The following is a 25,075-nucleotide window of genomic DNA, read 5'->3' as shown; positions in this document are numbered from 1 at the left end:
TGCATTGTGATTGATGACCAGACTGTGAGCGATCTCGAGACCGTGGCCGGCTGCGGCACCCGCCTGCGCCAGGCCCGTGAGGCCGCCGGACTGACCCTCGAAGACGTCGGCCAGCGCCTGCGCATGCCGGTTCAAGTGGTGAAGTCGCTCGAACAGGAGCAGTGGCAGAAGCTCGGTGCGCCGGTGTTCGTGCGCGGCCAGCTGCGCAGCTACGCCCGCCTGCTTGGCGTCGATATCAGCGAACTGCTGGAGCAGGCCCAGGTCGGCCCGGTGGTTCCGCCGACCCTGGTCAGCCACACCCATACCCCGCGTGCGCGCCGGATCGCCGAGAATCTCGGCCGCCGTGCGCTGTATGTCGGTATTACCGCCGTACTGGCCGTCCCGGTCTGGTTCGCCACCCGTGGTCACTTCGATGGCAGCGCGCCCTCGCCGAGCACGGCCTCGCTGGACGTGATCCCGGCTGCCGTACCGGTCACCCCGGCCGCTCCAGGGTCTGCCGCTGCAGCACCGGCCGAAGTGGCGGCCGCACCTGTCGCCAAGCCGACCGCTACTCCCTACGTTGCCTCGCTGGCCCCGGTGCCCCGCGCCGCGCCAGCCGCTGCCGCCAGCCTGGACATGCAGTTCAGTGGCGACAGCTGGGTCGATATCGCCGGTCCGGATGGCGGCAGTGTCGAGAAGGCGCTGATCAAGGCGGGCGAGACCCGCAGCTTCACACCCGGCCAGGTGGCCCGGGTCACCCTGGGCAACGCCTCGGCGGTCCAGGTTCAGCAGAATGGCGCTATCGTCGATCTGACGCCCTATCAGCGAGCCAACGTGGCACGCTTTCAGGTATCCTCTGAAGGCTCCGTTGTCCCGGTTTCACACTGAGGCGCGGTTTCACCACCTTCGATAATCCCAATGGTCCCTCCCGATGGGCGGGGCGAGAGTACGCATGGCGATCGACGACCTGCTCGACGAGCACGAACAAAGTGAACGCGTCCGCAGCTGGCTGCGGAAGAATGGCGCCAGCATCCTCGGTGGCGTAGTCATCGCCATCGGTGCCATTGCCGGCTGGCAGTGGTACCAGAAGGATCAGGGCGGCAAGCTGGCCTCGGCCAACGTCGAGTACCAGAAGGCCCTGGTGGGCCTGCAGCAGAACAAGCTCGACGACGCGGCCAAGGCGGTCAAGGCGCTGGAAGCTGGCCCGTCCAGCATCTACGGCGACCTGGCGGCGCTGCAGCTGGCCAAGGCCCAGGTTGATGCGGGCAAGAATGAAGAAGCGCTGGCTACCCTGCGCGCGGTGAAGGTCGAGGGCGACCTGCAGCGCGTGGTCGACCAGCGCGTGGCACGCCTGCTGGTGGCGACCGGCAAGGGCGATGAAGCCATCAAGCTGCTGGGCAGCGCCACCGACAGCAGCAGCCTGGAAATCCATGGCGATGCGCTGATGGCGCAGGGCAAGCGTGACGCGGCCCGCGAACAGTATGAGAAGGCGCTGAAGACGCTGGACGTGGCAGCGCCGCAGCGGCGCCTGCTGGAAACCAAGGTTATGGACGCCGGCGGCACCGTCGCCGCCCCTGCGGAGTCGGTTTGATGAGTCAGAAGGTCATGATCACGCGCGTCGCCACCGTGCTTCTGCTCGGTATGGCGCTGTCCGGTTGCAGCACCATGAAGGGCTGGTTCGCCGGCAAGGACGCAGCAGCGAAGAAGGCGCAGGAGCCGGCTGAACTGGTCAAGTTCGAGCCGACCCTGAAGGTCAACAAGGCCTGGTCGGTCGACCTGGGCAAGGGCGAGCGCCGCATCGGCGTGCGCCAGGGCCCGGCAGTGGCCAATGGCCACGTGTTCGCCGCGGCGATCACTGGTGGCGTGCACGCCATCGACCTGCAGACCGGCAAGAAGGTCTGGACCTGGGAACCGAAGAAGGAAAAGAAGAAGGCCAAGCTGCGGCTGTCCGGTGGTCCGGGCGTCGGCGAGAACCTGGTGGTCATCGGCACCCTCGATGGCCAGGTGATCGCGCTGGACATCAACGATGGCAGCGAGAAGTGGCGCGCACGCGTGCCGAACGAAGTCATCGCCGCGCCGGCCATTGCCCAGGGCATGGTCTTCGTGCGCAGCAATGATGGTCGCGTCACCGCGTTCGATGCCGGCAACGGCACCCAGAAGTGGTTCAACCCGAGCGAGCTGCCGGCGCTGACCGTGCGTGGCAACGCGCCGGTGGTGACCGGTCCGGGCGTGCTGTTCATCGGCAAGGACGAGGGCAGCGTCGCTGCGCTGGGCATGCAGGATGGCCGCACGCTGTGGGACCAGAACGTCGGCACCGGCGAAGGCCGTACCGAGTTGGACCGCATGGCCGACGTCGATGGTGCTCCGGTGCTGGACGGCAATACGCTGTTCGTAAGCAGCTTCAAGAACCAGACCATGGCCATCGAAGGCCCGACCGGTCGCCCGCTGTGGGCGCGTGACCACGGCGGTGCCGGTGGTGTGGCGGTGTCTTCGGGCAATGTTTTCGTTACCGACAACAAGGGCGGCGTGTTCGGCCTGGACAAGACCAGCGGCGCGGCAATGTGGTCGCAGACCGCACTGGCCCGGCGCTCGCTGACCGGTCCGGCGCTGCACGGCGACTACGTGGTGGTCGGTGACTACAAGGGATACCTGCATTGGCTGCAGGCCTCCGATGGCGCGATGGCAGCGCGGGCGAAAAGTGGCGGTGAAGCGCTTCTGGCCCAGCCAATCGTCGTCGATGGGGTGCTGCTGGTGCAGAACGTTGATGGCAAGCTGACCGCATTCCGGTTGGCAAATTAATACGGAGTAATCGCGATGCTGCCTTTGGTCGCCCTGGTTGGACGGCCGAATGTCGGCAAGTCGACCATATTCAATGCACTGACCCGTACACGTGACGCCCTGGTCCATGACCAGCCCGGCGTCACCCGGGACCGCAACTATGGCGTCTGCCGGCTTGACGAGGACAACCATTTCCTCGTCGTCGATACCGGCGGCATCGCAGAGGAAGAAGAAGGCCTGGCCGGCGCTACCACGCGCCAGGCCCGCGCTGCCGCTGGCGAAGCTGACCTGATCCTGTTTGTCGTTGATGCCCGCGAGGGCACCTCGGCGATGGACGATGAGATCCTGGCCTGGCTGCGCAAGCTGTCGCGGCCGACGCTGCTGCTGATCAACAAGATCGACGGCACCGACGAGGACACCGTGCGTTCGGAGTTTGCCCGCTACGGCTTCAGCGAAATGCTGACCGTGTCGGCGGCCCATCGTCAGGGCCTGGACGACCTGCTCGACGAGGTCATCCAGCGCCTGCCGGAAGAGGGCAGCGGCGAAGAGCTGGACAACGATCCGAACCGCGTGCGCATTGCCTTCGTCGGCCGCCCGAACGTGGGCAAGTCGACCCTGGTCAACCGCATCCTCGGCGAAGAGCGCATGATCGCTTCGGACGTGCCGGGCACCACCCGCGATTCGATCTCGGTGGACCTGGAGCGTGACGGCCGCGAGTACCGCCTGATCGACACCGCCGGCCTGCGTCGCCGTTCGCGCGTGGACGAGGTCGTCGAGAAGTTCTCGGTGGTCAAGACCATGCAGTCGATCGAGCAGTGCCAGGTGGCCGTGCTGATGCTCGACGCCACCGAAGGCGTGACCGACCAGGACGCCACCGTGCTCGGCGCCGTGCTGGATGCCGGTCGCGCGCTGGTGATCGCCATCAACAAGTGGGATGGCCTGACCGACTACCAGCGTGAGCAGGCAGAGACGATGCTGTCGCTGCGTCTGGGCTTCGTGCCGTGGGCAGAGTCCGTGCGCATCTCGGCCAAGCATGGTTCGGGCCTGCGCGAGCTGTTCCGTGCGGTGCACCGCGCGCACGAATCGGCGAACAAGACCTTCACCACCAGCGAAGTGAACAAGGCGCTGGAAGTGGCCTACGAGACCAACCCGCCGCCGACCATCCGCGGCCATGTCTCCAAGCTGCGTTACGTGCACCCGGCCGGCGCCAACCCGCCGACCTTCATCGTGCACGGCACCCGCTTGAAGGAACTGCAGGAGTCGTACAAGCGCTACCTGGAGAACTTCTTCCGCAAGCGCTTCAAGCTGATCGGTACGCCGGTGCAGTTCATCTTCCGCGAGGGTGCCAACCCGTACGAAGGCAAGAAGAACGTGCTGACCGAACGGCAGGTCAAGGCCAAGCGGCGCTTGATGAAGCACGTCAAGGGCAAGTGATTCACGAGAAGGCGGCCGCAGGGCCGCCTTTTTTGTTGGGGTAGTGCCGGACGCTGGCCGGCAACCTCAGCCAACTGGCTCCGACGCCGGAATCCGATAAACCACCGAAGCAAACTTCGCGTTCTGTTCGGTGCCAACCACCCGACCGCCCAAGCCTTCGGCAATCTTCCGGCTGGCCACGTTTTCCACAGCCACCGGGTAGCGATAGGCGACGGCCGCCAGCCGTTCCGCGCACCAGTGGACGACGGCACGCACTGCCTCGCCGCCGTAGCCGTGTCCATGTTCGCGCTCGCTTATCCAGATGCCGAGCTCGGGCTCGTCCTCGGTAGCGTCATGCACTGCGGCGATGCCCATGAAACGTCCGTCCTGCAGATGCCGGATCACAAAGGTGTATTCCGAGCCTTCCTCGATCAGGCGAACCCACTCCTGGCCGATCTTTTCAAATGCCGCAAGAGAGTCCGGCGGATCGAATGCCATGAAGCGGGTCAGCGTTGGCGTGATCTCAGCGAACACCTCGTTGCCGTCGGCGCATGAGAACGGCCGGAGCACGAGGTGATCGGTCTGCAGGAGGTTGATTGACGGCGTCACCATTCAGAGGGTCCTATGGGTCGCCGGCTCCGTCAACATGGATCGCGGCTCTACAATGGACGCCATGAGCATTCCAGAGCTTTCCCCCGAACAGGCGCGCGCACGCCTGGCCCATGGCGCCGTGCTGATCGACGTGCGAGAGGCGCACGAGCGGGCGGGCGGCATGGCCGAAGGCGCGCGCGGCGTGGCCAAAGGCGAGCTGCTGGCCGACGCGGCTGCGCATCTGCCGCTGCCGGAACAGGAGATCCTGCTGATCTGCCAGAGCGGCAAGCGCTCGGCCGATGCGGCGCAGGCGCTGCTGGATGCGGGCTACACGAATGTGAGCTCCGTCGCTGGCGGCACCGTGGCCTGGCGTGAGTTGTCGCTGCCGCTGGTGCAGCCGCTGACCAGCGCTGCCGACCGCGATTTCTACGACCGCTATTCGCGCCACCTGTTGCTGCCGCAGGTCGGCGAGGCCGGACAGCGCCGGCTGCAGCAGTCGCGGGTGCTGGTGCTGGGGGCCGGTGGCCTGGGTGCACCGGCTGGCTTCTATCTGGCCGCGGCCGGGGTAGGGCACCTGCGTTTTGCCGACCACGACCGTGTCGAGCGCAGCAACCTGCACCGGCAGATCGTGCATACCGAGGCCAGCGTCGGCCAGTTGAAGGTCGATTCGGCGCGTGAACGACTGCTGGCATTGAACCCGTCCATCGAGGTCGAGGCCGTGCCGGAGCGGGTGACCTCGGAGAACGTGGATCGCCTGCTGCAGGACGTCGACGTGGTGCTGGACGGGTCGGACAACTTCCCGTTGCGCTACCTGCTCAACGACGCCTGCATCAAGCACGCCAAGCCGATGGTCTATGCCGCCATCGAGCGCTTCGACGGCCAGGTAAGCGTGTTCGATGCGGGCCGCCAGCGTGGCGTGGCGCCGTGCTACCGCTGCCTGTTCCCGGAGCCGCCGCCGCCGGAGTTCGCACCCAACTGCTCCGAGGCGGGTGTGCTGGGCGTGCTGCCGGGGCTGGCTGGCGTGCTGCAGGCCACCGAGGTGCTGAAGCTGCTGCTGGGCATCGGCGAGCCGCTGGTCGGGCGCCTGCTGCGCTTCGACGCGCTGGGCATGCGTTTCCGCGAGACCGGCATTGGCCCGGACACGCGGTGCCCGGTGTGTGCGCCGGGTGTGCCATTCCCCGGGTATATCGATTACGCCGCGTTTTGTCGGGGCGGGTGAGGGCGTGGTCGGGGCCTCATCCACGCATGGCGTGGATCTACTGGCGTGGGCGAACCCGGTTGGGGCGTCATCCACGCATGGCGTGGATCTACTGGCGTAGGCGAACCCGGTTGGGCGTCATCCACGCATGGCGTGGATCTACCGGCGCATCAGTAGATCCACGCCATGCGTGGATGGATGTATCGGGTTTCAGGATGATGTCGGGGCTCGTTCCCGCTATCGTTCCATCTCCAAGACAATCCGACGCAACATGCGTGCTATTGCCGTCATCGGCATTGCTCTATTGTTGAACCCGATTCTGGATCTTGGGGAAAACACCGCATGGCGGTAGAAGCAGCGACCAGCGAGCTGGTCAAGGTCGTCGCCCTGTTGGGCGCAGCGGTGGTGATGGTGCCGCTGTTCCGTCGGCTCGGCCTGGGCTCGGTACTGGGCTACTTTGCCGCCGGCCTGGCGATCGGTCCGTTCGGGCTGGGCTGGTTCTCCGACCCGCAGGCGATCCTGCATACCGCCGAACTCGGCGTGGTCATGTTCCTGTTCGTCATCGGCCTGGAAATGCGGCCCTCGCACCTGTGGAGCCTGCGCAAGGAAATCTTCGGGCTGGGCACGCTGCAGATCGTCACCTGCGCGCTGGTGCTGACCAGCATCGCCAAGCTGTTCGGGCTGCCGTGGCAGGTCGCCTTCATCGGTGCCACCGGTTTCGTGCTGACCTCCACCGCCGTGGTGATGCAGTTGCTGGCCGAGCGCGGCGACATCGCGCTGCCGTCGGGGCAGAAGATCGTTTCGATCCTGTTGTTCGAAGACCTGCTGATCGTGCCGTTGCTGGCGCTGGTGGCGTGGATGGCGCCGGCTGCCGGTAGCGCCGATGGCGAGGGTTCGCGCTGGATGTCGGTGGCGATGGGCGTGGGCGCCATCGTCGGCCTGGTGCTGGTCGGCCGCTTCCTGCTCAACCCGCTGTTCCGCGTGCTGGCCGAATCGAAGGCGCGCGAAGTGATGACCGCCGCCGCACTGCTGGTGGTGCTGGGCGCGGCGCTGTTGATGCAGCTGTCCGGCCTGTCGATGGCGATGGGCGCATTCCTGGCCGGCGTGCTGCTGAGCGAATCGACCTTCCGTCACCAGATCGAAGCGGACATCGAACCATTCCGCGGCATCCTGCTGGGCCTGTTCTTCCTCAGCGTGGGCATGGCGCTGGACCTGGGCGTGGTGGCTGGCAACTGGCCGATGATCCTCGGCCTGGTGGTCGCACTGATGGCGGCCAAGGCACTGTGCATCTACGTGGTCGCGCGCATCATGGGCAGCGACCACGCGCAGGCGCTGGACCGTGGCGTGCTGATGGCGCAGGGCGGCGAATTCGCCTTCGTGCTGTTCTCGGCGGCTGCGAGCGCCGGGGTGATCAGCCTCGACATCAATGCCAACTTCACCGCCGTGGTGGTGCTGTCGATGGCGCTGACGCCGCTGGTGGTGCTGGTCTACAAGCGCGTAGCGCCAAAGCCGACCGTCAGCCTGGAAGGCGTGGACACTGCAGATGGTCTGTCCGGCAGCGTGCTGCTGATCGGCTTCGGCCGCTTCGGCCAGGTGGCCAGCCAGTCGCTGCTGGCCCGCGACGTGGACGTGACCATCATCGACAACGATGTGGAGATGATCCACAACGCCGAGCGTTTCGGTTTCAAGATCTATTACGGCGACGGCACCCGCCTGGACGTGCTGCATGCTTCGGGCGCGGGCAGTGCGCGGGCGATCGCGGTCTGCGTGAACAATGCCGAGGACGCCGACCGCATCGTCGAACTGGTGGCGCATCAGTTCCCGCAGGCCAAGCTGCTGGTGCGCTCGTTCGACCGTGAGCATTCGCTGCGGCTGATCCACGCCGGCGTGGATTTCCAGATCCGCGAAACCTTCGAATCGGCGCTGCTGTTCGGGCAGGCCGCGCTGGTGGAGCTGGGTGCGGAAGAAGACGACGCGCGCGAGATCGCCGAGCAGATTCGCGAGCGCGATGCCGAACGCTTCGAATTGGAAATGGCCGGCGGCAACCTGCGTGCCGGTGCACACATGGTGTTCGGCAGCGCGCTGCCGGGTGTGCCGACGCCGACGCCGTTCACCGCGCCCAAGCGCAAGGCACGCACGCTCAATGCGGATGACGTGCCGGAAGAAGAAGAGGAATGATCTGAAGCCTGGTGGTGCCGGCCGCTGGCCGGCAGCTGCACGGTGCTTCCTGCGTTCATGAGGTTGCCGGCCAGCGGCCGGCACTACCGAAGCGGCGGCGGCCAGCATTCCCGGTGGGCGAGGGGGCGTGAATCGGGGACAATAGCGTCCCCGCCGCCCCACGCCTGCCCCCGATGACCGACTCCGCCCCCCAGCTTCCTGCCCGCATCCTCGATGGCCGCCGTATCGCCGAGGACCTGCTCGACAGCCTGAAGGTGCGGGTCGACGCCCGTGTTGCCGCCGGTGGCAGCCGCCCGGGCCTGGCCGTGGTGCTGGTGGGGGGCGACCCGGCCTCGACCGTGTACGTGCGCAACAAGCGCCGCGCGGCCGAGAAGGTCGGCATCGAAGCCTATGACTACGATCTGCCGGCCGGCACCACCGAGGCCGAGCTGCTCGACCTGATCGACCAGCTCAACGCCGACCCGAAGATCAACGGCATCCTGATCCAGCTGCCGCTGCCGGGTATCCCGGATGCGCGCCGCCTGATCCAGCGCATCGACCCGCGCAAGGACGTGGACGGCTTCCATCCGGAAAACGTCGGCCACTTGGCCCTGCGCGAATTCGGCCTGCGCCCGTGCACCCCGCGCGGCATCACCACGCTGCTGGGCCACACCGACCAGCCGGTGCGCGGCCGCAACGCCACCATCGTCGGCGTGAGCAACCACGTCGGCCGCCCGATGGGCCTGGAGCTGCTGATTGCCGGCTGCACCGTGACCAGCTGCCACAAGTTCACCCCCAAGGACGTGCTGGAACAGGCCGTGCGCAACGCCGACATCCTGGTGGTGGCGGTGGGCCGCCCGGGTATCGTGCCGGGCGAGTGGGTGAAGCCGGGCGCGGTGGTGATTGATGTGGGTATCAACCGGTTGGATGACGGCCGGTTGGTGGGTGACGTTGGATTTGAGGCTGCAGCGCAGCGGGCGAGCTGGATCACCCCGGTGCCGGGCGGCGTGGGCCCGATGACCGTGGCCACGTTGATGCAGAACACGTTGGAAGCGGCGGAAGCTGGGGTCTGATGGGTTCTGCTCTTCTGTAGGTGTGTGTCTTTTGTGGGTGGGTGCCGACCGTTGGTCGGCACAATGCCAGAGGGGGTGGGATTCCTGCTGGGGTACAGGTGTCTGAGGGATTGTGCGGACCAACGGTCCGCACCCACCGAAGGCGGGGGATCTGGCCCGAGGGGCTGTTGGGGAGATCTGCTGTTGGTGGGTGCCGACCGTTGGTCGGCACAATGCCGGAGGGGTGGGATTCCTGCTGGGGTACAGGTGTCTGAGGGATTGTGCGGACCAACGGTCCGCACCCGCCGAAGGCGGGGGATCTGGCCCGAGGGGCTGTTGGGGAGATCTGCTGTTGGTGGGTGCCGACCGTTGGTCGGCACAATGCCAGAGAGTAGGATTTCTGCTGGGGTACAGGTGTCTGAGGGATTGTGCGGACCAACGGTCCGCACCCACCGAAGGCGAGGGATCTGGCCCGAGGGGCTGTTGGGGAGATCTGCTGTTGGTGGGTGCCGACCGTTGGTCGGCACAATGCCAGAGAGTAGGATTTCTGCTGGGGTACAGGTGTCTGAGGGATTGTGCGGACCAACGGTCCGCACCCACCAAGGGCGGTGGTCCTCACCCGCCAAGGGCAGTGACCCGGGTGTCCTGAATAGATCTTCGCCCGCGCGACACTGCGTCGCATCTACCCCCTGCCACAGGCCGCCAAAACAGGGTAAAATGTCGCGCTTCCCCACATCTCGGGTATGCCGATGCTGCGCATCCAGGCTGAAGCTCTCACCTACGACGACGTCTCGCTCGTCCCCGCTCATTCGACCATCCTGCCCAAGGACGTCAACCTCGAAACGCGGTTGACGCGCGACCTGAAGCTCAAGCTTCCGATCCTGTCCGCAGCCATGGACACCGTCACCGAAGCACGCCTGGCCATCGCCATGGCACAGCTGGGCGGCATGGGCATCATCCACAAGAACCTGAGCGTGGAGCAGCAGGCCGCCGAAGTGGCCAAGGTCAAGAAGTTCGAGGCCGGTGTCATCCGCGACCCGATCACCGTCGGCCCGGAAACCACCATCCGCGACGTGCTGGCCCTGACCCAGGCGCACAACATCTCCGGCGTGCCGGTGGTAGGTAGCGACGGCCTGCTGGCCGGCATCGTGACCCATCGCGACATGCGCTTCGAGACCGAGCTGGACGATCCGGTCCGCCACATCATGACCAAGAAGGATCGCCTGATCACGGTCAAGGAAGGCGCCGCGTCTGATGAAGTGCTGCAGCTGCTGCACCGCAACCGCATCGAAAAGGTGCTGGTGGTCAACGATGATTTCGCCCTGCGTGGCCTGATCACCGTCAAGGACATCCAGAAGAACACCGACTTCCCGAACGCTGCCAAGGACATCGCCACCCGCCTGCTGGTCGGCGCCGCCGTCGGCGTGGGCGGCGATACCGATCGCCGCGTGGAAGCGCTGGTCGCTGCCGGCGTGGACGTGATCGTGGTCGATACCGCGCACGGCCATTCGCAGGGCGTGCTGGACCGCGTGACCTGGGTCAAGAAGAACTTCCCGAACGTGCAGGTCATCGGCGGCAACATCTGCACCGGTGAAGCCGCGCTGGCGCTGCTGGACAGCGGCGCGGACGCAGTGAAGGTGGGCATCGGCCCGGGCTCGATCTGCACCACCCGCGTGGTGGCCGGCGTGGGCGTGCCGCAGATCACCGCGATCGACCTGGTGGCCGAAGCGCTGCAGGACCGCATCCCGCTGATCGCCGACGGCGGCATCCGCTATTCGGGCGACATCGGCAAGGCGCTGGCCGCCGGTGCCTCGACCATCATGGTCGGTGGCCTGCTGGCCGGTACCGAGGAATCGCCGGGCGAAACCGAGCTGTTCCAGGGCCGTTCGTACAAGAGCTACCGCGGCATGGGCTCGCTGGCTGCGATGGAGAAGGGGTCCAAGGACCGCTACTTCCAGGACGCCGCCACCGCCGACAAGCTGGTGCCGGAAGGTATCGAAGGCCGCGTGCCGTACCGCGGCCCGGTGGGCGGCATCATCCACCAGCTGATGGGCGGCCTGCGCGCCACCATGGGCTACGTGGGCTGCGCCACCGTCGAGGACATGCGCAGCAAGCCCAAGTTCGTGAAGATCAGCGGCGCCGGCCAGCGCGAGAGCCACGTCCACGACGTGACGATCACCAAAGAGCCGCCGAACTACCGCTCCTGATGCGGGACGAGCAAAGAGGAACGAGGAAGCTGATTCCCGTTCCTCTTTCTCCATCTGCCGCTGAAAAAATCTGACGTTTTCGTTTTCCCTACTGCATTGCCGGGGCGCCATGACCAACATCCATAACGACAAGATCCTCATCCTCGACTTCGGCGCGCAGTACACGCAGCTGATTGCCCGCCGCATCCGCGAGCTGGGCGTCTACTGCGAGATCTGGGCGTGGGACCACAACCCGGCCGAGATTGCCGGCTTCGGCGCCAAGGGCATCATCCTGTCCGGTGGTCCGGAATCGACCACGCTGCCGGGCGCGCCCGCCGCGCCGCAGGAAGTGTTCGACAGCGGCCTGCCGATCTTCGGCATCTGCTACGGCATGCAGACCCTGGCCGCGCAGCTGGGCGGTGCCACCGAAGCCGCTGACCAGCGCGAATTCGGCCACGCCGAAGTGAACGTGATCAACCCGGATGCACTGTTCAAGGGCCTGAGCGACCACGGCGGCGAGCCGAAGTTGAATGTCTGGATGAGCCACGGCGACCACGTCTCCGTTGCACCGCCGGGCTTCACCATCACCGCTACCACCGACCGCATTCCGGTGGCCGCCATGGCCAACGAAGAAAAGCGCTGGTACGGCGTGCAGTTCCACCCGGAAGTGACCCACACCCTGCAAGGCCAGGCACTGCTGCGCCGCTTCGTGGTGGATGTGTGCGGCTGCCAGACCCTGTGGACCGCCGCCAACATCATCGACGACCAGATTGCCCGCGTAAGAGATCAAGTGGGCGATGACGAAGTGATCCTGGGCCTGTCCGGCGGCGTCGATTCGTCCGTGGTGGCTGCACTGCTGCACAAGGCCATCGGCGAGAAGCTGACCTGCGTGTTCGTGGATACCGGCCTGCTGCGTTGGCAGGAAGGCGACCAGGTGATGGCGATGTTCGCCGAGCACATGGGCGTAAAGGTGGTGCGCGTGAATGCCGCCGACCGTTACTTCAACGCGCTGGAAGGCGTGAGCGACCCGGAAGCCAAGCGCAAGATCATCGGCAACCTGTTCGTTGAGATCTTCGACGAAGAGTCGAACAAGCTGAAGAACGCCAAGTGGCTGGCGCAGGGCACCATCTACCCGGACGTGATCGAGTCGGCCGGCAGCAAGACCGGCAAGGCGCATGTGATCAAGAGCCACCACAACGTGGGCGGCCTGCCGGAGCACATGAAGCTGGGCCTGGTGGAGCCGCTGCGCGAGCTGTTCAAGGACGAAGTGCGCCGCCTCGGCGTGGAGCTGGGCCTGCCGCGCAGCATGGTCTATCGCCATCCGTTCCCGGGCCCGGGCCTGGGTGTGCGCATCCTGGGCGAAGTGAAGCGCGAATACGCCGAGCTGTTGGCCAAGGCCGATGCCATCTTCATTGATGAGCTGCGCAAGGCCGACCTGTACGACAAGACCAGCCAGGCGTTTGCCGTGTTCCTGCCGGTGAAGTCGGTGGGCGTGGTGGGTGACGCGCGGGCTTATGAGTGGGTGATTGCGCTGCGGGCCGTGGAGACGATCGACTTCATGACGGCGCACTGGGCGCATCTGCCGTATGAGTTCCTGGGGACGGTGAGCAACCGGATCATCAATGAGTTGCGGGGGGTGTCGAGGGTGGTTTATGACATCTCGGGGAAGCCGCCAGCGACTATTGAGTGGGAATGAGTTGAAAGAACGAGGGCGCCGAGAGGCGCCCTTGTTGTTTGAGCAGCTTGCTAGTAGAGCGAATATCCTCTTGTTCGACTTGTCTACCCCATTGATTCGATCGCCAAAAGAGCCCCCTTCCAAATGGCGGCTCGCGAGGTCCCAAGTCTAGAAGGTTGTATGGACTGTAGTGCGCGAAGGGCTCGAGAAATGCGAGAACGAGCACCTCTTGATACTGTAGGCCCCTGAGATGCGACATTCGTGGCCAGCTTAGATGTCGACGATACAAGCCTTTCAAAGCACTCTTCCCGATAGTCCCCATTAGTGAGGCTTGTTACTGCAACATCGAATGCCTGAAGATTGGAGTGAGCGTCCTGACCAGAGGCAAGCTTCCAAGCTACATCATGAATTGATCGAAGATCTGCACGATGTGCCTCTGCTTCCTTCGTGGAGTGCCTGGTAAGGGTGATTGACTCCCGAATGTCCGACGCTGCCTTTAGGAGGAGTTCAATTGAGGAGGAGGACTGGCTATCCCGATTGCGCATCAGGGCAATCTGTACATATGCTCGAGCCCTCAGTGGCAGCCATTTCGCATTGTCCGCCATAAAGTCAACTGCAAGGTTCGCTACATCCAGAGTTGCCGCGTGCTGTTCCAGTGACTCGGACGCGCTGTACCAGAGATCAAAGAGAAGTGGCTTTCTTTGACCAAACTGATGTGCCAATGAAAATGCCTCAACCGCCTTGGCTGTATCGAGATCCCTCAGGCAGCGTCCTCTCAGTAGCAATAGGTCAGGATTCTTGGGGTCTCTATTGAGTGCCTGATCTACTGTTGCAAGTGCCTCTTGGAGTTGACTAGATTTCAAGAGTGCCATGGTCTGGTTTATTGCGAGCCCTACCTTGCTACGGGCGGCTTTGCCATCCGATGAAGTCGCCCTTTGCAAGTACTCCTGAGCTGAACGACGAAGTCGCTCTGGATCCGCTACGAGGGTTGCTTGTGCGTCAAATACCGCTGCCGCGGTCGATTCTGGGACGGAAAATCTTGGTTCGTTCTTTATTATTTTGGGGGCGTCGACTAGGAATAGAGTTTGAAGCTCAGTCAGCGCGTCATCGAACTCGACCATTCCCAACTTAGTGACATCGAGCAGCTCAGCGCGTGAGCACTCTCGCAGCACCGAGGCAACAAAAAGTATGCGCTTTGCAGAGGGTCCTAAGGCGGAGATTTCCTTCTTTAGCGCTGCGGCACGAGCGTCCTCGCCTGGCTTTTTGAACCACTCTGAAACTGCATCATCAAAAGTGTAACCTTGCCGCATGAGGCGAAGCATGGATTCGGTCCAAAGGGGCGATCCATCACTTCGCTCCGCAAGCCTATCGCGATCACGATGGCTCAGATCGCTAAGCCCCAACCGACGAACTCGATCCTTAACGAAGGATATGTAAGCCTCCCCCCTTAAGCCGCCCACAACGATGCATTGCTCGTTTGAGAACGCATAATTGGCTCGAGTTGTCAGTAGGAACTTTGAGTTCGCCCCTGCGGATAACTGTTGAACAATTTCGAAGACACGCCGCTGCTCATTTGCTTCCAATGAGTCAATGTCATCCACAATTATGAACGACGGAATCTCCTTAAGACTTGTCCGCAATTTTTTCTGTAGCGTGTACTCTGTCTCTTCTGATTCTTGCCCATCTAGAATTGCAGCTGTATTCAAGCACAGCGACTCAAGAAGCTCTCGAGGGTTTTCATACCAGCTGTGTGGCAAGTCTACAAAATCATTTCGATCCGCGCGGAACTGTCGCTTCTTTGCAGATAGCCACAACACTTGAATGTATGGGAGTGGCGCGTTCCTGAAGAAGCGGCTTGCGAATTCGTACGCTATGGAGGTTTTTCCTTTGCCTCCCGCGCCGGCTAGTAGGCGAACTGGTTCGAGTTCATCAGCAATCCATGCCCACAGGTCGGAGAGAATATCTTCTCTGCCGTAAAGATGTGAGCATATTACGTTTCTATCAGGAAGATTGTTTGGAATGATTCTTGATGAGGGGGTCGCAGAGGAGACAATGTTTCGCCCTGTCAATAGCTCATCCGGATTCCTTAGTCCGTTTAGAAATTCCCATTGCTGGCTGATTGTTGCTGGTAGACTCCTATCGCCCTGCCGAAAATAAGTGGTCTTCTCGAGGAAGATAGGCTTCCCTGGCTTGATATCAGGGCCGTTGCGCTGGAGGAACACTGGGGGTGATTCTGGTGTTCTGCGAGGTATAAAGATATAAGCGACTGTTCTTTTTTGAGGGAAAATGTCGCCTACGGAGATTGGTATTTGTGATGAGCAATATGAGTCAATTGCACCCTTTAGGCTGATGACGAAATCTTGAGGGCGGTTGTAACCGCAGGTTTCGAATATCTCGTCGCGAATCTTCTCATTGACGCCAATTAATATGTATCCGCCGTACGAATTATGGAATGCAGTGATATCTTTTGCGAGCTCAGCATAAGCAAGCTTGTCTGCTCTGAAGTCGGCCTTGTAGTCCCATAGGTCGCGCTCCGCCGGGACGGGTGAGCCCAAAGGAAAAAAAATTCCCTCCAGTTCGGCTCCAATCTTGCCGCTCTGTACTCCTTCTACGACTTGCTGCAATTGAGTTGTGAGATCCATGACGCCCCCTGTGCATCCGAGCTTGGTTGTTGTTGGGATATTCCAATGTGATGAGCACTCCCTGCGTCAGTAGGTCAGCGATGTCAGCTCTTGTCAATTCGTGATCTAAGGCCCTTGTGAGCAAAGGGCAGGGGCGGGGTTCGCTGATCGTTGGCAGCCTAGCGATTGCACGCATGGGCGACATATGCGGTCAGTCGAACCTGGTCTGTGTAGTACAAAATGGGATATTCGGTTTTGGGCTTTAATATGTCGCCATGACAGCACCTTTGCACAGTCCAACTTACGCTCGATTGCGAGCATCGCTAATTGATGCTCGTGAACGGGCTGGCTTGACGCAGGCGGAGGTCGCAAAGCGCCTTCAGCGCGTTCAATCATTTGTCTCAAAGTACGAGCTGGGGGAGCGGCGATTGGACGTGGTTGACTTTATTGCCGTTTGTAGTTGTTTAGGTGAAGACCCGGCTGAAGTGCTGCGCCGTGTGCTTGCGGAGGTGGAATGAATACATCGGATGTACTTTATGTGGCAGGCAAGCATTTGGATGGGCTGCGGGGCCATTCGTTCGATGTGCTTGAGCTTGCGAAGCCTGTTTCCCCTGAGGCTGCTGTAAATCTCACCAAGATCGTTTCTAAGTTGTCCCCATTGGTTGGGAATCTACTGGAATTCAATACGTGTGAGTATCTTAACGAGCTTCCGGATTTTAATGGACTGGGGCGTTGGCATCGCCAAGACCCGGGATTCCCGGATACGGTATTTCGAGGCGACGTGACGCCTACGCCAGGATTCGAGATAAAGGCCTGGTTCCCACTCGCTACTGAAATTACCGCCAGATTCAAAGATAGTCAGAGAAGCTTTGGCCAGGGCAATACTTTCGTTGCCCTTCTGGCTTGGTTGCCCGAGTCTCTTATTTTTGGCAAGCCAAGTATCGTCGATATCGTGATTGTCTCAGGCGCGTCAGTCGCGAAGGCTCGTGATGACCATTATCACAATCCGCCCGGCTACATAGTGATTGAGCCTTATGACACCGCGGCACGCACGGCGAACCTTCAGCAAACAAATACAGCCGGATATATATTCCAGGGTACGGAGAAGGAGTTTGAGGCGGCGAGGGCGTTCGTCGAGTCATGGGGCAGAGCTGGCAGAATCTATTCTCCGGACCATAGCTATCAATTGCTTTTGGCTCAACTAATGGCGAATTTCTCATACCGTCTCGACACCAACTTCGCAAAAATCGATCGAATAAGGCATGTGGAGATTGAGAAGTTCAAGACGCGTGTCCATAGATCTATCGTACATGGAAGGTCTGTTCACAATTGGAAACAGATTTTCTCGCTCCATGGCCGAGATTCGGTGGCTAATGTCTTGTCCGAGACCTTCGGTATCGGCGAAGGTCCCGTTGGAAGTGTTGTCGAGTAGACTATATGTCGGCATCCCTTTTTTGACTGAGTGGTAACTGTGACTCAAACCGACTAACGCCGAGTTGGAAGTAGGTGGGGTCAATTTCGCTCGAAAATGCACGCCGGCCTAGCTGGCTGGCTGCCAGAGATGCGGAGAAGAGTCCTCCAAATGGCTCCCACACTACGTCGCCAGGATCGCTAGCGGCTTCAATGATGAGTCGCATGAGATCCAGGGGCTTTTGATTCAGGTGAGCAGCCTTCGAGCTCAGGTGAGGTACTTTAAGTCGCTCGCGCCCGTGAAGTGCCCCGCGGTCCCAGACATTGGTATAGCCCATTGGGCATCGGAACTTAGAGCGATAGCGTGCCCAATCCTTTGCGGTCATGGGGGCGGCTCCATTCTCTGAAAAGTAGGGGCGGCCTTCGGGGTTGCCATGCGTGTTTGCGTAGAGTGCCATCTTTTCAAACATTTCCGGTGGCGGGTAATACCAGAGATGCCCTTGGTCCAAGTACTTCCGAACTGCGACATCTTTGACATCGCACGCTTCGTTAGCCTTTCGCATGGCCAATCCGGTGCGTTTCCATTCGCGGTACAACCAGCGTTGAAGCGTAAGATCATCGATCTTTGGCTCAAATACATACTGAACGCAGACCTCGGACACCACCGGGAATCTGCGGATTTTTGCTGTATTTACGTTTCCTGCGATATGTGCCCGACCCTTGTTCCAAACATTCGCATTAACGTAGCGCCATCCGTACTTCTCAAGGATGGGATGTACGGCAGCCCAGCCAATCTCTGAATTCCAGAACCATAAAGTCGTCTGTCCAGTTGCCTTTTCACTCCACGCCTTAACGTGCGCGTCGTACCAATCCGGGATGCCGAGGTGATCAGAAGTATCTCCCTCAAATCCGAGTACTCCATAGGCGCCGTCGGAAACAATAACGGTCGGAGATGGCCACTGCTCGTAGGCCTCGAGACTATTTCCGAGACTTAGGTGAACAGTTTCATCCTGATAGATGCTTGACGCGGGTGCATCCACTAGCTTTACAGTTTTGCCTCGTCCAACCGTGCTGGTGGGAGTGGGCTTCTTACTTGCGGGCATATCGGACGATGACTCCTATCTTCTAAGGGGCATGATATCCCAGAACGGGATAGGGGCGGTCCAACTCTCGCGCAAATGCCCGCAACTGCTGCAGCGCATGGTCACGGCGCCGGGCTGAATGGACAAAGCTGAAGCTTCGCCGGCTTCCGTTGAAGCTAAGAGGGCCTCACCTCGTGACAAGCCCACTCAGCCAACCCCCGGCAAGCCAAGAACAACCCATCAACCACCCCCTCATCCAAATGCCGCTCCGGCTCTGCTGCCACCCGGCAGCGGTCCGCCGAGTGCAGCACCTCCAACACCGTCAGTAGCCCCACCAACGCGCGCTCAGTCCTAGCGAGGCTCACGCGCCGGCCAGGTGACACATCGTTCTCCGGCCAGGGCAGTCCATCAGCACCCTCGCATCCGCGCATGCGCTTGAGGATGCCCAAGAAGGTGTTCAGGTCGGGCAGCGGGGTGTCGTCGTTGATGGGCTCAACAACGGTGTATGAGGAGAAGGTCTCGGATTCGCTCATGGCGTCGGTTTCCTTGGCTGTGCTTAACAGCGCCACCGCGTAAGCGGGGTGGCGGACGATGCGTGGCTGCAAACCGGATGAAGCGACGTCATAAACCGGCGGGCCCGAAGACCCCCACGCACCGCCCGCCATAAAGGCCGACGGATTGCCCGCCGGCACCGGTTAAGGACGGTGCCGACGGGCAAGCGTAAACAACAGACGTCGCTTTCTTCGGGTTTGCAGACCCGGCCACCCGTTGTCGGTGGCGCGCCATGGTGTTTACGCGGTCGCTCCGAATGCAAATTGAAATTCGCGAAAAAATCGCGAAATTCGAGAGCGAAGAAGTATTGTTGCACGCACCATTCGTGCAGCACGCGACGCCATCAGACGCATTCGCGCAGCTGCTCTGTTGATTGCGAATCAAAGTGGCGCAATCGCCCATGCCGCAAGCGCATAGCGCGACGGCCTTCTTTACAACAGTTCTTAGTCAGCCTCGCCAAGCCACGGCGCCCGATCAGCCGCACACCCCGAAAACCGGTTCAAACCCGACACCGTTAACAAGCCCCCGGCCTTAACTGACGCCATCCTCAGCCGCATTCCCCACCAGCAACTCAATCATCGCCCGCGCCGCCGCCGATTGCCGCCGATGCGGCGCATAGATCACAGAGAACGGTCGCGATCTCCCGCGCAGCTGCGGCAACACCTCCACCAGCTGCCCACGCTGCAACCGCTCGCGCACGATGAACGCATAGCTCTGGCAGATGCCGATGCCCTGTTCGGCCAGCGACACCACGCCCAGCACATCGTCGGAGGTCTCGATGGATGAACGCGGCAGCCAGTCCACGTCGCGCCCGTCGTCGCGGAAGATCCACGGTGCCAGCCGTCCTGTGCGCGGCATTACGAAGGGCAGGCACAGGTGCTGCTGCAGGTCGTCCAGCGTCTGCGGTGTGCCGCGGCGCTGTAGATAGTCCGGCGAAGCCACGAGCAGCAGCGGGGCGTCTTCCAGCTTGCGCGCCACCAGCCCGCTGTCCGGCAGCTGGCCCAGGCGGATGGCCAGGTCGAAGCCTTCGGCCACCAGGTCCACGTTGCGGTTGGTGATGTTCAGTTCCACCTGCACCTGCGGGTACTGCTGCGCAAAGCGCGCCAGCACGGGCGGCAGCCGATAGTGGCCATAGGTGGTGGGCACGCTCAGGCGCACGCGGCCGGCCAGCGCACCGTCCTGGGCCAGTACATCGCGCTCGGCGTCGTCCAGCAGGCCGAAGGCGGTGCGCACCTGTTCCCGATAGAGCCGCCCGGCGTCGGTCAGGCCCACGCGGCGGGTGGTCCGCTGCAGCAGCTGCCGGCCCAGCCGCGCTTCCAGGCGGGTGACCGCGCGGCTCAGCACCGAGGGCGTGGTGGACAGCGCCACCGCGCCGGCCGTGAACGAGCCGTGCTCGACCACCGCCAGAAACACCTCCACATCGCCCAGGTAGTCGAACTTGCGGCTCATTTGGCTCTCCGGGGAACAGATGTTTTGCGATAAGGCCAATTTATCGCCGCTGGGGCGATGAATAAAGTGGCGGCCATTCCCCGATAGGAGCTCCCCATGAACCTGATGACCCGGCTGGCCGCAGCGCTGGCGCTGACCTTAACCGCAACCGGCGCGCATGCCGCCAACGTGCTGGTGGTGCTGTCCGACGAAAACCACCTGGACCTGAAGGACGGCAGGGTGCTGTCCACCGGCTTCTATCTCAACGAGCTGATGCAGCCGGTCAAGCTGCTGCTGGACGCGGGCCACGAGGTGACCTTCGCCACGCCGCAGGGGCGGGCGCCGACGGTGGATGCGTCCTCGGTGACGCCGGCGTACTTCGGCAACGATGCCGCGCAGCTGACGCTGCACAAGGAGCTGCTGGAGAAACTGGCGCTGACCTCGCCGACGGCCTCGCCGGTGGTGAGCCTGGCGCGCGTGGAGCAGCAGGGCTACGCGCATTTTGATGCGGTCTACATTCCCGGTGGCCACGCGCCGATGCAGGACCTGCTGAAGAGCCCGGCGCTGGGCCGGTTGCTGGCCGACTTCCACCAGCGCAACAAGACCACCGCGCTGGTCTGCCACGGGCCGATTGCGCTGCTGTCCACGCTGCCGGATGCTTCGGGTTTCGTGGCAAAGCTGGAGGCGGGTGCAATGCCCGCCACGCCGAAGTGGATCTACAGCGGCTACCAGATGACGGTGATCAGCAACCAGGAAGAAGAGCAGGCCAAGCCGCTGCTGGGCGGCGGCGAGATGAAGTTCTACCCGCAGACTGCGTTGCAGCGGGCCGGTGCGAAGTTCAGCAGCAACGCCACGCCGTGGACCGGCCACGTGGTGGTGGATCGCGAGCTGATTACCGGGCAGAACCCGGCGTCGGCGCTGGAGGTGGGGCAGCGGTTGGTGGAGCGTTTGAAGTAAGCCGGGTTCTGCATCGCATGCGGCGCCGTGGCACCATGACAGACTGGCCTCGACCTTATGGCGGGGCCGGTTTTCCAGGGAAGCCCTTCAATACGACATGCGAACGTCCATCCGCTTCATTCTCTCCGCCGTGTGCCTTGGCCTGCTGTCTGGCTGCGCCAGTGGGCCGGACTACCACCATTCCAATCGCGAGATTACCGGCGCGTTCGTGGCCGACGACGGCAAGCTGTACCTGCTGCCGCGCTTTGAAGAGCCAATGCGCTTCGACGCCGCGCCGTTCCGTGATTACCGCGCCTTGATGGACAGCCCGTTGCGCGAGGCCGTGGTCTGCGCGCAGATGTACTTCCGTGAGGACTGGCGCGTTCCGGCTGATCGGACCAAGGTGCATGGCAGCTACGCGCTGCTGCTCCGGCCGGAGCAGGTGACGCCGGAACAGGTGGCGCAGTTCAAGCTGGAGCGGTTGGAGATCAGCCCGCGAGTGGCCAAGGCCATCGCTGCGTTGACGCGCCAGCCGTACATCCTTGAAGCCCGGACCCGCTACGAGTTGGCGGCGAACCCGGACTGCAATCTTTCCAGGCAGGGCGGCAGCTATTACAGCGCGCTGTTCGAGAGTGATGGCGAGCGGGTGAAGCTGCCGGATGATGCGGCGCTGGCCGCGAAGGCGAAGCTGCCGCAGTCGATTACCGCGCGGGCTGAGCGGATTCGGCCGGACGATACGGACAAGCCGGGGGTTGGGACGACGGCGGGGAAGGTGTTGGGGGCTGCATTGGTGCCTGTGGCCGTTCCGGTGTTTGTGCTGAGCCTGCCGTTTTTGGGGCCGGATCATTGGAAGTGATGGGGCGTTGAGGCAACAGCATCCACGCATGGCGTGGATCTACTGATCCGCGCTTGGAGTGGAGACACAGGGCTACACTGGGTGCCTATGCCTGATGGAAGCTCGCCCATGTTCAATGGAAAAGTTGCGGTGGTTACCGGCTCTACCAGCGGTATCGGTCTTGGCATTGCCACGGCACTTGCGCGGCAAGGCGCGGACATCGTGCTGAATGGTTTCGGTGATGCGCAGGAGATCGAACGCATCCGCTCCGGCCTGCAAGCCGAGTTCGGTGTGCGGGTGGCGCATGATGGCGCCGACCTGTCGCGGGGCGAGGCGGTGCGCGGGATGATCGACCGCGCCGTTGCGACGATGGGGCGTATCGACATCCTGGTGAACAACGCGGGCATCCAGCACACCGCATCGATCGAGGAATTTCCCGTAGCGAAGTGGGATGCGATCCTCGCGCTGAATCTCTCGGCGGTCTTCCATTCAACGGCAGCGGCCTTGCCCCACATGAAACAGCAGGGCGCCGGTCGCATCATCAACATCGCATCGGTGCACGGGCTGGTGGGCTCGGTGAACAAGTCGGCCTATGTGGCGGCCAAGCACGGCGTGGTGGGCTTCACCAAGGTAACGGCGCTGGAAAACGCGGGCACGGGTATCACCGCCAATGCGATCTGCCCGGGGTGGGTGCGAACGGCGCTGGTGGAGCAGCAGATCACCGCGTTGGCAGAGAAGGACGGCACGGATCAGGAAACCGCCGCCCGCGCGCTGCTGGCCGAGAAGCAGCCTTCGCTACAGTTCGTGACACCCGAGCAGTTGGGGGAGATGGTGGTGTTCCTGGCATCGGACGCGGCGGCACAGATCACCGGCACGGCGCTGCCGGTGGACGGCGGCTGGACGGCGCGCTAGCTGGCTGGCTGCGGCTTACGCTGCAGCATCGGCAGCGCCACCAGCGTTACCAGAATGGTGAACAGCACCAGCGAAGAACCCACCGTGCCGAAGCCCAGCCCGCCCTTTTCCAGCGGCTTGGTCAGCAGGTCGCCGAAGGTGGCGCCGAACGGACGCGTCAGCACGAAGGCGATCCAGAACAGCACCACCCGGTTGATGCCCTTGATGCGGGTGGCCAACGCGGTAAGCGCGATGAGGCTGCCGATCAGCAGCGCGCCGCCGGTGAAGCCCAGCCCGGAATCATCAGCGAGGAAATCGCCCAGCGCGGTGCCGAGCGTGTTGGAGAACAGCACGGCGGTCCAGTAGAAACCTTCGGCGCGGCGCGATGCGATATGGCTGACCGAAATCGACTTTTCCGACAACCGCCACGCCAGCAGCACCAGCGCGAGGCAGCCCGCCAGCAGGCTTGCACCGGTGGCGTAGCCCAGCCCCAGCGTGCGGTCGATCAGATCGGATAGGGTGGTGCCGGCGGTGCTGGTGGCCAGCACCACCGACCAGAACAGCACCGGGTGAAAGCGCCGCGCCGACAGCTGCACGGCCAGCAGGCCAGCGAAGAGGGTCAGCAGGATGACCGAGCTGGCGACGTAGCCCAGGTTGAGCGTCATCGACAGCAGGTCGCCGGCGGTCTCGCCGAGGGTGGTGGCGGCGATCTTCATCACCCAGAAGCCGAGGGTGACCGCCGCCACTTTGCTGTGCAGGGAACCTGTGTCTGAAGCGCTCATCGAGGGTTGCCTGGAACGTCTGCAGGCGATGCTGTGATGGGCGCCGTCGGAGGGCGGTCGGAACCGGGTTTGGCGTGGGTGAGCGTGAGGGCGGCATTCAGCGTTTGCCCGGCGCAATAGCCACGCAACGGCGGATCACCCCATCTTCAACAGTGCGTGGTCGATCAACGGGATCTCGCCCAAAGTGCCCAACGCGATGCGATGGCTGCAGAACCCGAACGGGATATCCGTGGCAGGCTGCACCTTGTGGCATGGCACGCTTTCGATGTCCCGCACCTCGTCGACGGCCAGAGCGAAGGTCTCCGCGCCTGCCTGCATCAGCAGCATGGCCGGGCAGCCGTGGGCGAAGGCGGCCAAGCCGATGGCCTGGCGCAGGTCGACCACCGGCAGGGCGTGGCCGCGCACGGCGAGGTGCGGGCGCGTGCCACTGCCGGGGCGATCAAAGGTTTCCGGCCCGCGGATTTCAATCGCGGCTTCGACATCGATGGCAAACAGGTGGGTACCGGCCCGCACAACAACGACTTCAATGAAGGACGGCGACGACGGGGCCGGTTCACCGGCCGAAGGGAAAGTGGGCTGCAAGACGAACCTGTGGAAGGGTGTTGAGACTGCGTTGCAATGATGCCGTGTTGATGTGATGTAACGCGTACTTGGCGGACAACCGGCCAGTGCTTGTTACATGCGTGGTTCAGCCGCATCAAGACCCCTTCACAGGTCGGTTGCGATCAGCCCTGCGGTTTGGCGAAGACGTCCAGGCCTTTGCCGGTTTCCAGCAGCGACTTCAGGCTGGACAGCACGATGGGCCAGCCCTGGCGGATACCGGTATCCATGCCGCTGCCCGGTTCCAGCTCGTCATGGGTCACCGTCAGCTTGACCATGTCCTCATACGGCACGATCTCGAACGTCACCCGGCTGTAGGCCTTCGGGTTGTCTGCCTGCGAGGCGGCTGCCCAGGTGATCACCAGCCGCGAGGGTGGGGTGTTTTCCACCACTTCGCCCACCAGCTCGACCTTGCGTTCGTCGTTGGCGCGCACGTGTTGCCAGTGTGAGCCGGGTTGCCAGTCCGATACGTTTTCATGGCCCCAGTAGGTGCGGGCAATCTCCGGCCGGGTGATGGCCTCGAACACCTTCTGCGGCGTAGAGGCGATGTAGATCACGTGGATGAAACGGGTGGATTCAGCGCTCATCATCATTCTCCTTCCAGTTCCTGTTTGAGGTCATGCAGCAGGCTCAGGCGCTGCTGCTCGAACTTGCTTACCCAGCGCGTATAGACGTCGTGCAGCGGCACCGGGTTGATGAAGTGCAGCTTCTCGCGGCCGCGCCTGACGGTGCTGATCAGGTTGGCGTCTTCCAGCAGGCCCAGGTGCTGGGTGACCGATTGCCGGGCCATCTGCAGGTGCTCGCAGAGTTGCCCGAGCGTCTGCCCGTTGCGCTCGCACAGCAGGTCCAGCAGCGTGCGGCGTGTGGGGTCGGCCAGTGCCTTGAACACCTTGTCTGCATCCATGGGGG

The 25,075-nt window shown here is 62.8% G+C and carries 23 protein-coding genes; 14 read left to right on the top strand and 9 right to left on the bottom strand.

Annotation, left to right across the window (positions count from 1 at the left end):
* The first annotated feature begins 6 nt into the window (after nucleotides 1-6).
* From HUT07_RS10850 to der, 4 genes are all read left to right on the top strand, one after another.
* On the top strand, nucleotides 7-867 hold the full coding sequence (locus HUT07_RS10850) for a RodZ domain-containing protein (protein WP_176020963.1): 861 nt from the start codon (nucleotides 7-9) through the stop codon (nucleotides 865-867).
* 64 nt (nucleotides 868-931) lie between these two features.
* On the top strand, nucleotides 932-1,570 hold the full coding sequence (locus HUT07_RS10845) for a tetratricopeptide repeat protein (RefSeq protein WP_025874997.1): 639 nt from the start codon (nucleotides 932-934) through the stop codon (nucleotides 1,568-1,570).
* A complete protein-coding gene (gene bamB / locus HUT07_RS10840; protein ID WP_176020962.1) occupies nucleotides 1,570-2,778 on the top strand; it encodes an outer membrane protein assembly factor BamB in 1,209 nt (402 codons plus the stop codon). The genes HUT07_RS10845 and bamB overlap by 1 nt, the downstream gene beginning before the upstream one ends.
* A 15-nt stretch (nucleotides 2,779-2,793) precedes the next feature.
* Nucleotides 2,794-4,191 carry a ribosome biogenesis GTPase Der gene (der, locus tag HUT07_RS10835; protein WP_025874993.1) on the top strand — a complete coding sequence of 466 codons (1,398 nt, stop codon included), beginning with the start codon at nucleotides 2,794-2,796 and terminating at the stop codon, nucleotides 4,189-4,191.
* A 66-nt stretch (nucleotides 4,192-4,257) separates the two neighbouring features.
* Here the strand turns inward: der and HUT07_RS10830 are convergent, their stop codons facing one another.
* Nucleotides 4,258-4,782: a GNAT family N-acetyltransferase gene (locus tag HUT07_RS10830; RefSeq protein WP_176020961.1), complete on the bottom strand. Its 525-nt coding sequence runs from the start codon at nucleotides 4,780-4,782 to the stop codon at nucleotides 4,258-4,260.
* Between the two features lie 61 nt (nucleotides 4,783-4,843).
* Here HUT07_RS10830 and moeB point away from each other — a divergent pair, with 61 nt between their 5' ends.
* The 5 genes from moeB to guaA all read left to right on the top strand — a co-directional run bounded on the left by moeB (nucleotide 4,844) and on the right by guaA (nucleotide 13,050).
* On the top strand, nucleotides 4,844-5,980 hold the full coding sequence (gene moeB, locus HUT07_RS10825) for a molybdopterin-synthase adenylyltransferase MoeB (protein ID WP_176020960.1): 1,137 nt from the start codon (nucleotides 4,844-4,846) through the stop codon (nucleotides 5,978-5,980).
* 321 nt (nucleotides 5,981-6,301) lie between these two features.
* Nucleotides 6,302-8,137, top strand: coding sequence for a monovalent cation:proton antiporter-2 (CPA2) family protein (locus tag HUT07_RS10820; protein WP_176020959.1), 1,836 nt, complete (start codon nucleotides 6,302-6,304; stop codon nucleotides 8,135-8,137).
* Between the two features lie 173 nt (nucleotides 8,138-8,310).
* Complete coding sequence (gene folD / locus HUT07_RS10815; protein WP_100552320.1) at nucleotides 8,311-9,189, top strand: bifunctional methylenetetrahydrofolate dehydrogenase/methenyltetrahydrofolate cyclohydrolase FolD; 879 nt, start codon at nucleotides 8,311-8,313, stop codon at nucleotides 9,187-9,189.
* A gap of 728 nt (nucleotides 9,190-9,917) precedes the next feature.
* Nucleotides 9,918-11,375: an IMP dehydrogenase gene (guaB, locus tag HUT07_RS10810; RefSeq protein WP_176020958.1), complete on the top strand. Its 1,458-nt coding sequence runs from the start codon at nucleotides 9,918-9,920 to the stop codon at nucleotides 11,373-11,375.
* A gap of 109 nt (nucleotides 11,376-11,484) precedes the next feature.
* Nucleotides 11,485-13,050 (top strand): glutamine-hydrolyzing GMP synthase, encoded by a 1,566-nt coding sequence (guaA, locus tag HUT07_RS10805; protein WP_176020957.1) that lies wholly within the window; start codon nucleotides 11,485-11,487, stop codon nucleotides 13,048-13,050.
* A gap of 83 nt (nucleotides 13,051-13,133) precedes the next feature.
* Here guaA and HUT07_RS10800 read toward each other — a convergent pair whose 3' ends face one another.
* A complete protein-coding gene (locus HUT07_RS10800) occupies nucleotides 13,134-15,671 on the bottom strand; it encodes an ATP-binding protein (RefSeq protein WP_176020956.1) in 2,538 nt (845 codons plus the stop codon).
* A 254-nt stretch (nucleotides 15,672-15,925) separates the two neighbouring features.
* On the opposite strand from HUT07_RS10800, the gene HUT07_RS10795 reads away from it, so the two are divergent.
* Nucleotides 15,926-16,168, top strand: coding sequence for a helix-turn-helix transcriptional regulator (locus tag HUT07_RS10795; protein ID WP_176020955.1), 243 nt, complete (start codon nucleotides 15,926-15,928; stop codon nucleotides 16,166-16,168).
* Nucleotides 16,165-17,082: a hypothetical protein gene (locus HUT07_RS10790; protein ID WP_176020954.1), complete on the top strand. Its 918-nt coding sequence runs from the start codon at nucleotides 16,165-16,167 to the stop codon at nucleotides 17,080-17,082. The genes HUT07_RS10795 and HUT07_RS10790 overlap by 4 nt, the downstream gene beginning before the upstream one ends.
* Before the next feature lies 1 nt (nucleotide 17,083).
* Here HUT07_RS10790 and HUT07_RS10785 read toward each other — a convergent pair whose 3' ends face one another.
* The 3 genes from HUT07_RS10785 to HUT07_RS10775 all read right to left on the bottom strand — a co-directional run bounded on the left by HUT07_RS10785 (nucleotide 17,084) and on the right by HUT07_RS10775 (nucleotide 20,143).
* Entirely contained in the window at nucleotides 17,084-18,163 is a 1,080-nt protein-coding gene (locus tag HUT07_RS10785) for a DNA methyltransferase (protein ID WP_176020953.1), read from the bottom strand.
* A 155-nt stretch (nucleotides 18,164-18,318) separates the two neighbouring features.
* On the bottom strand, nucleotides 18,319-18,675 hold the full coding sequence (locus tag HUT07_RS10780; protein ID WP_176020952.1) for a hypothetical protein: 357 nt from the start codon (nucleotides 18,673-18,675) through the stop codon (nucleotides 18,319-18,321).
* A gap of 550 nt (nucleotides 18,676-19,225) precedes the next feature.
* Nucleotides 19,226-20,143 (bottom strand): LysR family transcriptional regulator, encoded by a 918-nt coding sequence (locus HUT07_RS10775; protein WP_176020951.1) that lies wholly within the window; start codon nucleotides 20,141-20,143, stop codon nucleotides 19,226-19,228.
* Nucleotides 20,144-20,239: 96 nt separating this feature from the next.
* Here HUT07_RS10775 and HUT07_RS10770 point away from each other — a divergent pair, with 96 nt between their 5' ends.
* The 3 genes from HUT07_RS10770 to HUT07_RS10760 all read left to right on the top strand — a co-directional run bounded on the left by HUT07_RS10770 (nucleotide 20,240) and on the right by HUT07_RS10760 (nucleotide 22,805).
* On the top strand, nucleotides 20,240-21,079 hold the full coding sequence (locus HUT07_RS10770) for a type 1 glutamine amidotransferase domain-containing protein (protein WP_176020950.1): 840 nt from the start codon (nucleotides 20,240-20,242) through the stop codon (nucleotides 21,077-21,079).
* 97 nt (nucleotides 21,080-21,176) lie between these two features.
* Entirely contained in the window at nucleotides 21,177-21,914 is a 738-nt protein-coding gene (locus HUT07_RS10765; protein ID WP_176020949.1) for a hypothetical protein, read from the top strand.
* Nucleotides 21,915-22,022: 108 nt separating this feature from the next.
* Nucleotides 22,023-22,805: a 3-hydroxybutyrate dehydrogenase gene (locus HUT07_RS10760; RefSeq protein ID WP_176020948.1), complete on the top strand. Its 783-nt coding sequence runs from the start codon at nucleotides 22,023-22,025 to the stop codon at nucleotides 22,803-22,805.
* Here the strand turns inward: HUT07_RS10760 and HUT07_RS10755 are convergent.
* The 4 genes from HUT07_RS10755 to HUT07_RS10740 all read right to left on the bottom strand — a co-directional run bounded on the left by HUT07_RS10755 (nucleotide 22,802) and on the right by HUT07_RS10740 (nucleotide 25,070).
* Nucleotides 22,802-23,566 carry a hypothetical protein gene (locus tag HUT07_RS10755; protein WP_176020947.1) on the bottom strand — a complete coding sequence of 255 codons (765 nt, stop codon included), beginning with the start codon at nucleotides 23,564-23,566 and terminating at the stop codon, nucleotides 22,802-22,804. The two genes, HUT07_RS10760 and HUT07_RS10755, sit on opposite strands and share 4 nt — an antisense overlap.
* A 135-nt stretch (nucleotides 23,567-23,701) precedes the next feature.
* Nucleotides 23,702-24,148, bottom strand: a complete 447-nt coding sequence (locus tag HUT07_RS10750; RefSeq protein WP_176020946.1) for a chemotaxis protein CheW — start codon at nucleotides 24,146-24,148, stop codon at nucleotides 23,702-23,704.
* Between the two features lie 143 nt (nucleotides 24,149-24,291).
* Nucleotides 24,292-24,753, bottom strand: a complete 462-nt coding sequence (locus HUT07_RS10745) for an SRPBCC family protein (RefSeq protein WP_176020945.1) — start codon at nucleotides 24,751-24,753, stop codon at nucleotides 24,292-24,294.
* 2 nt (nucleotides 24,754-24,755) lie between these two features.
* Nucleotides 24,756-25,070, bottom strand: coding sequence for a metalloregulator ArsR/SmtB family transcription factor (locus tag HUT07_RS10740; RefSeq protein ID WP_100436164.1), 315 nt, complete (start codon nucleotides 25,068-25,070; stop codon nucleotides 24,756-24,758).
* Between the last annotated feature and the right edge of the window lie 5 nt (nucleotides 25,071-25,075).

Origin of the sequence: Stenotrophomonas sp. NA06056 (assembly GCF_013364355.1) — a bacterium.
Lineage (GTDB): Bacteria > Pseudomonadota > Gammaproteobacteria > Xanthomonadales > Xanthomonadaceae > Stenotrophomonas.
Note: the sequence above shows the minus strand (reverse complement) of the source record. Positions and strands in the feature narration are given on the sequence as shown.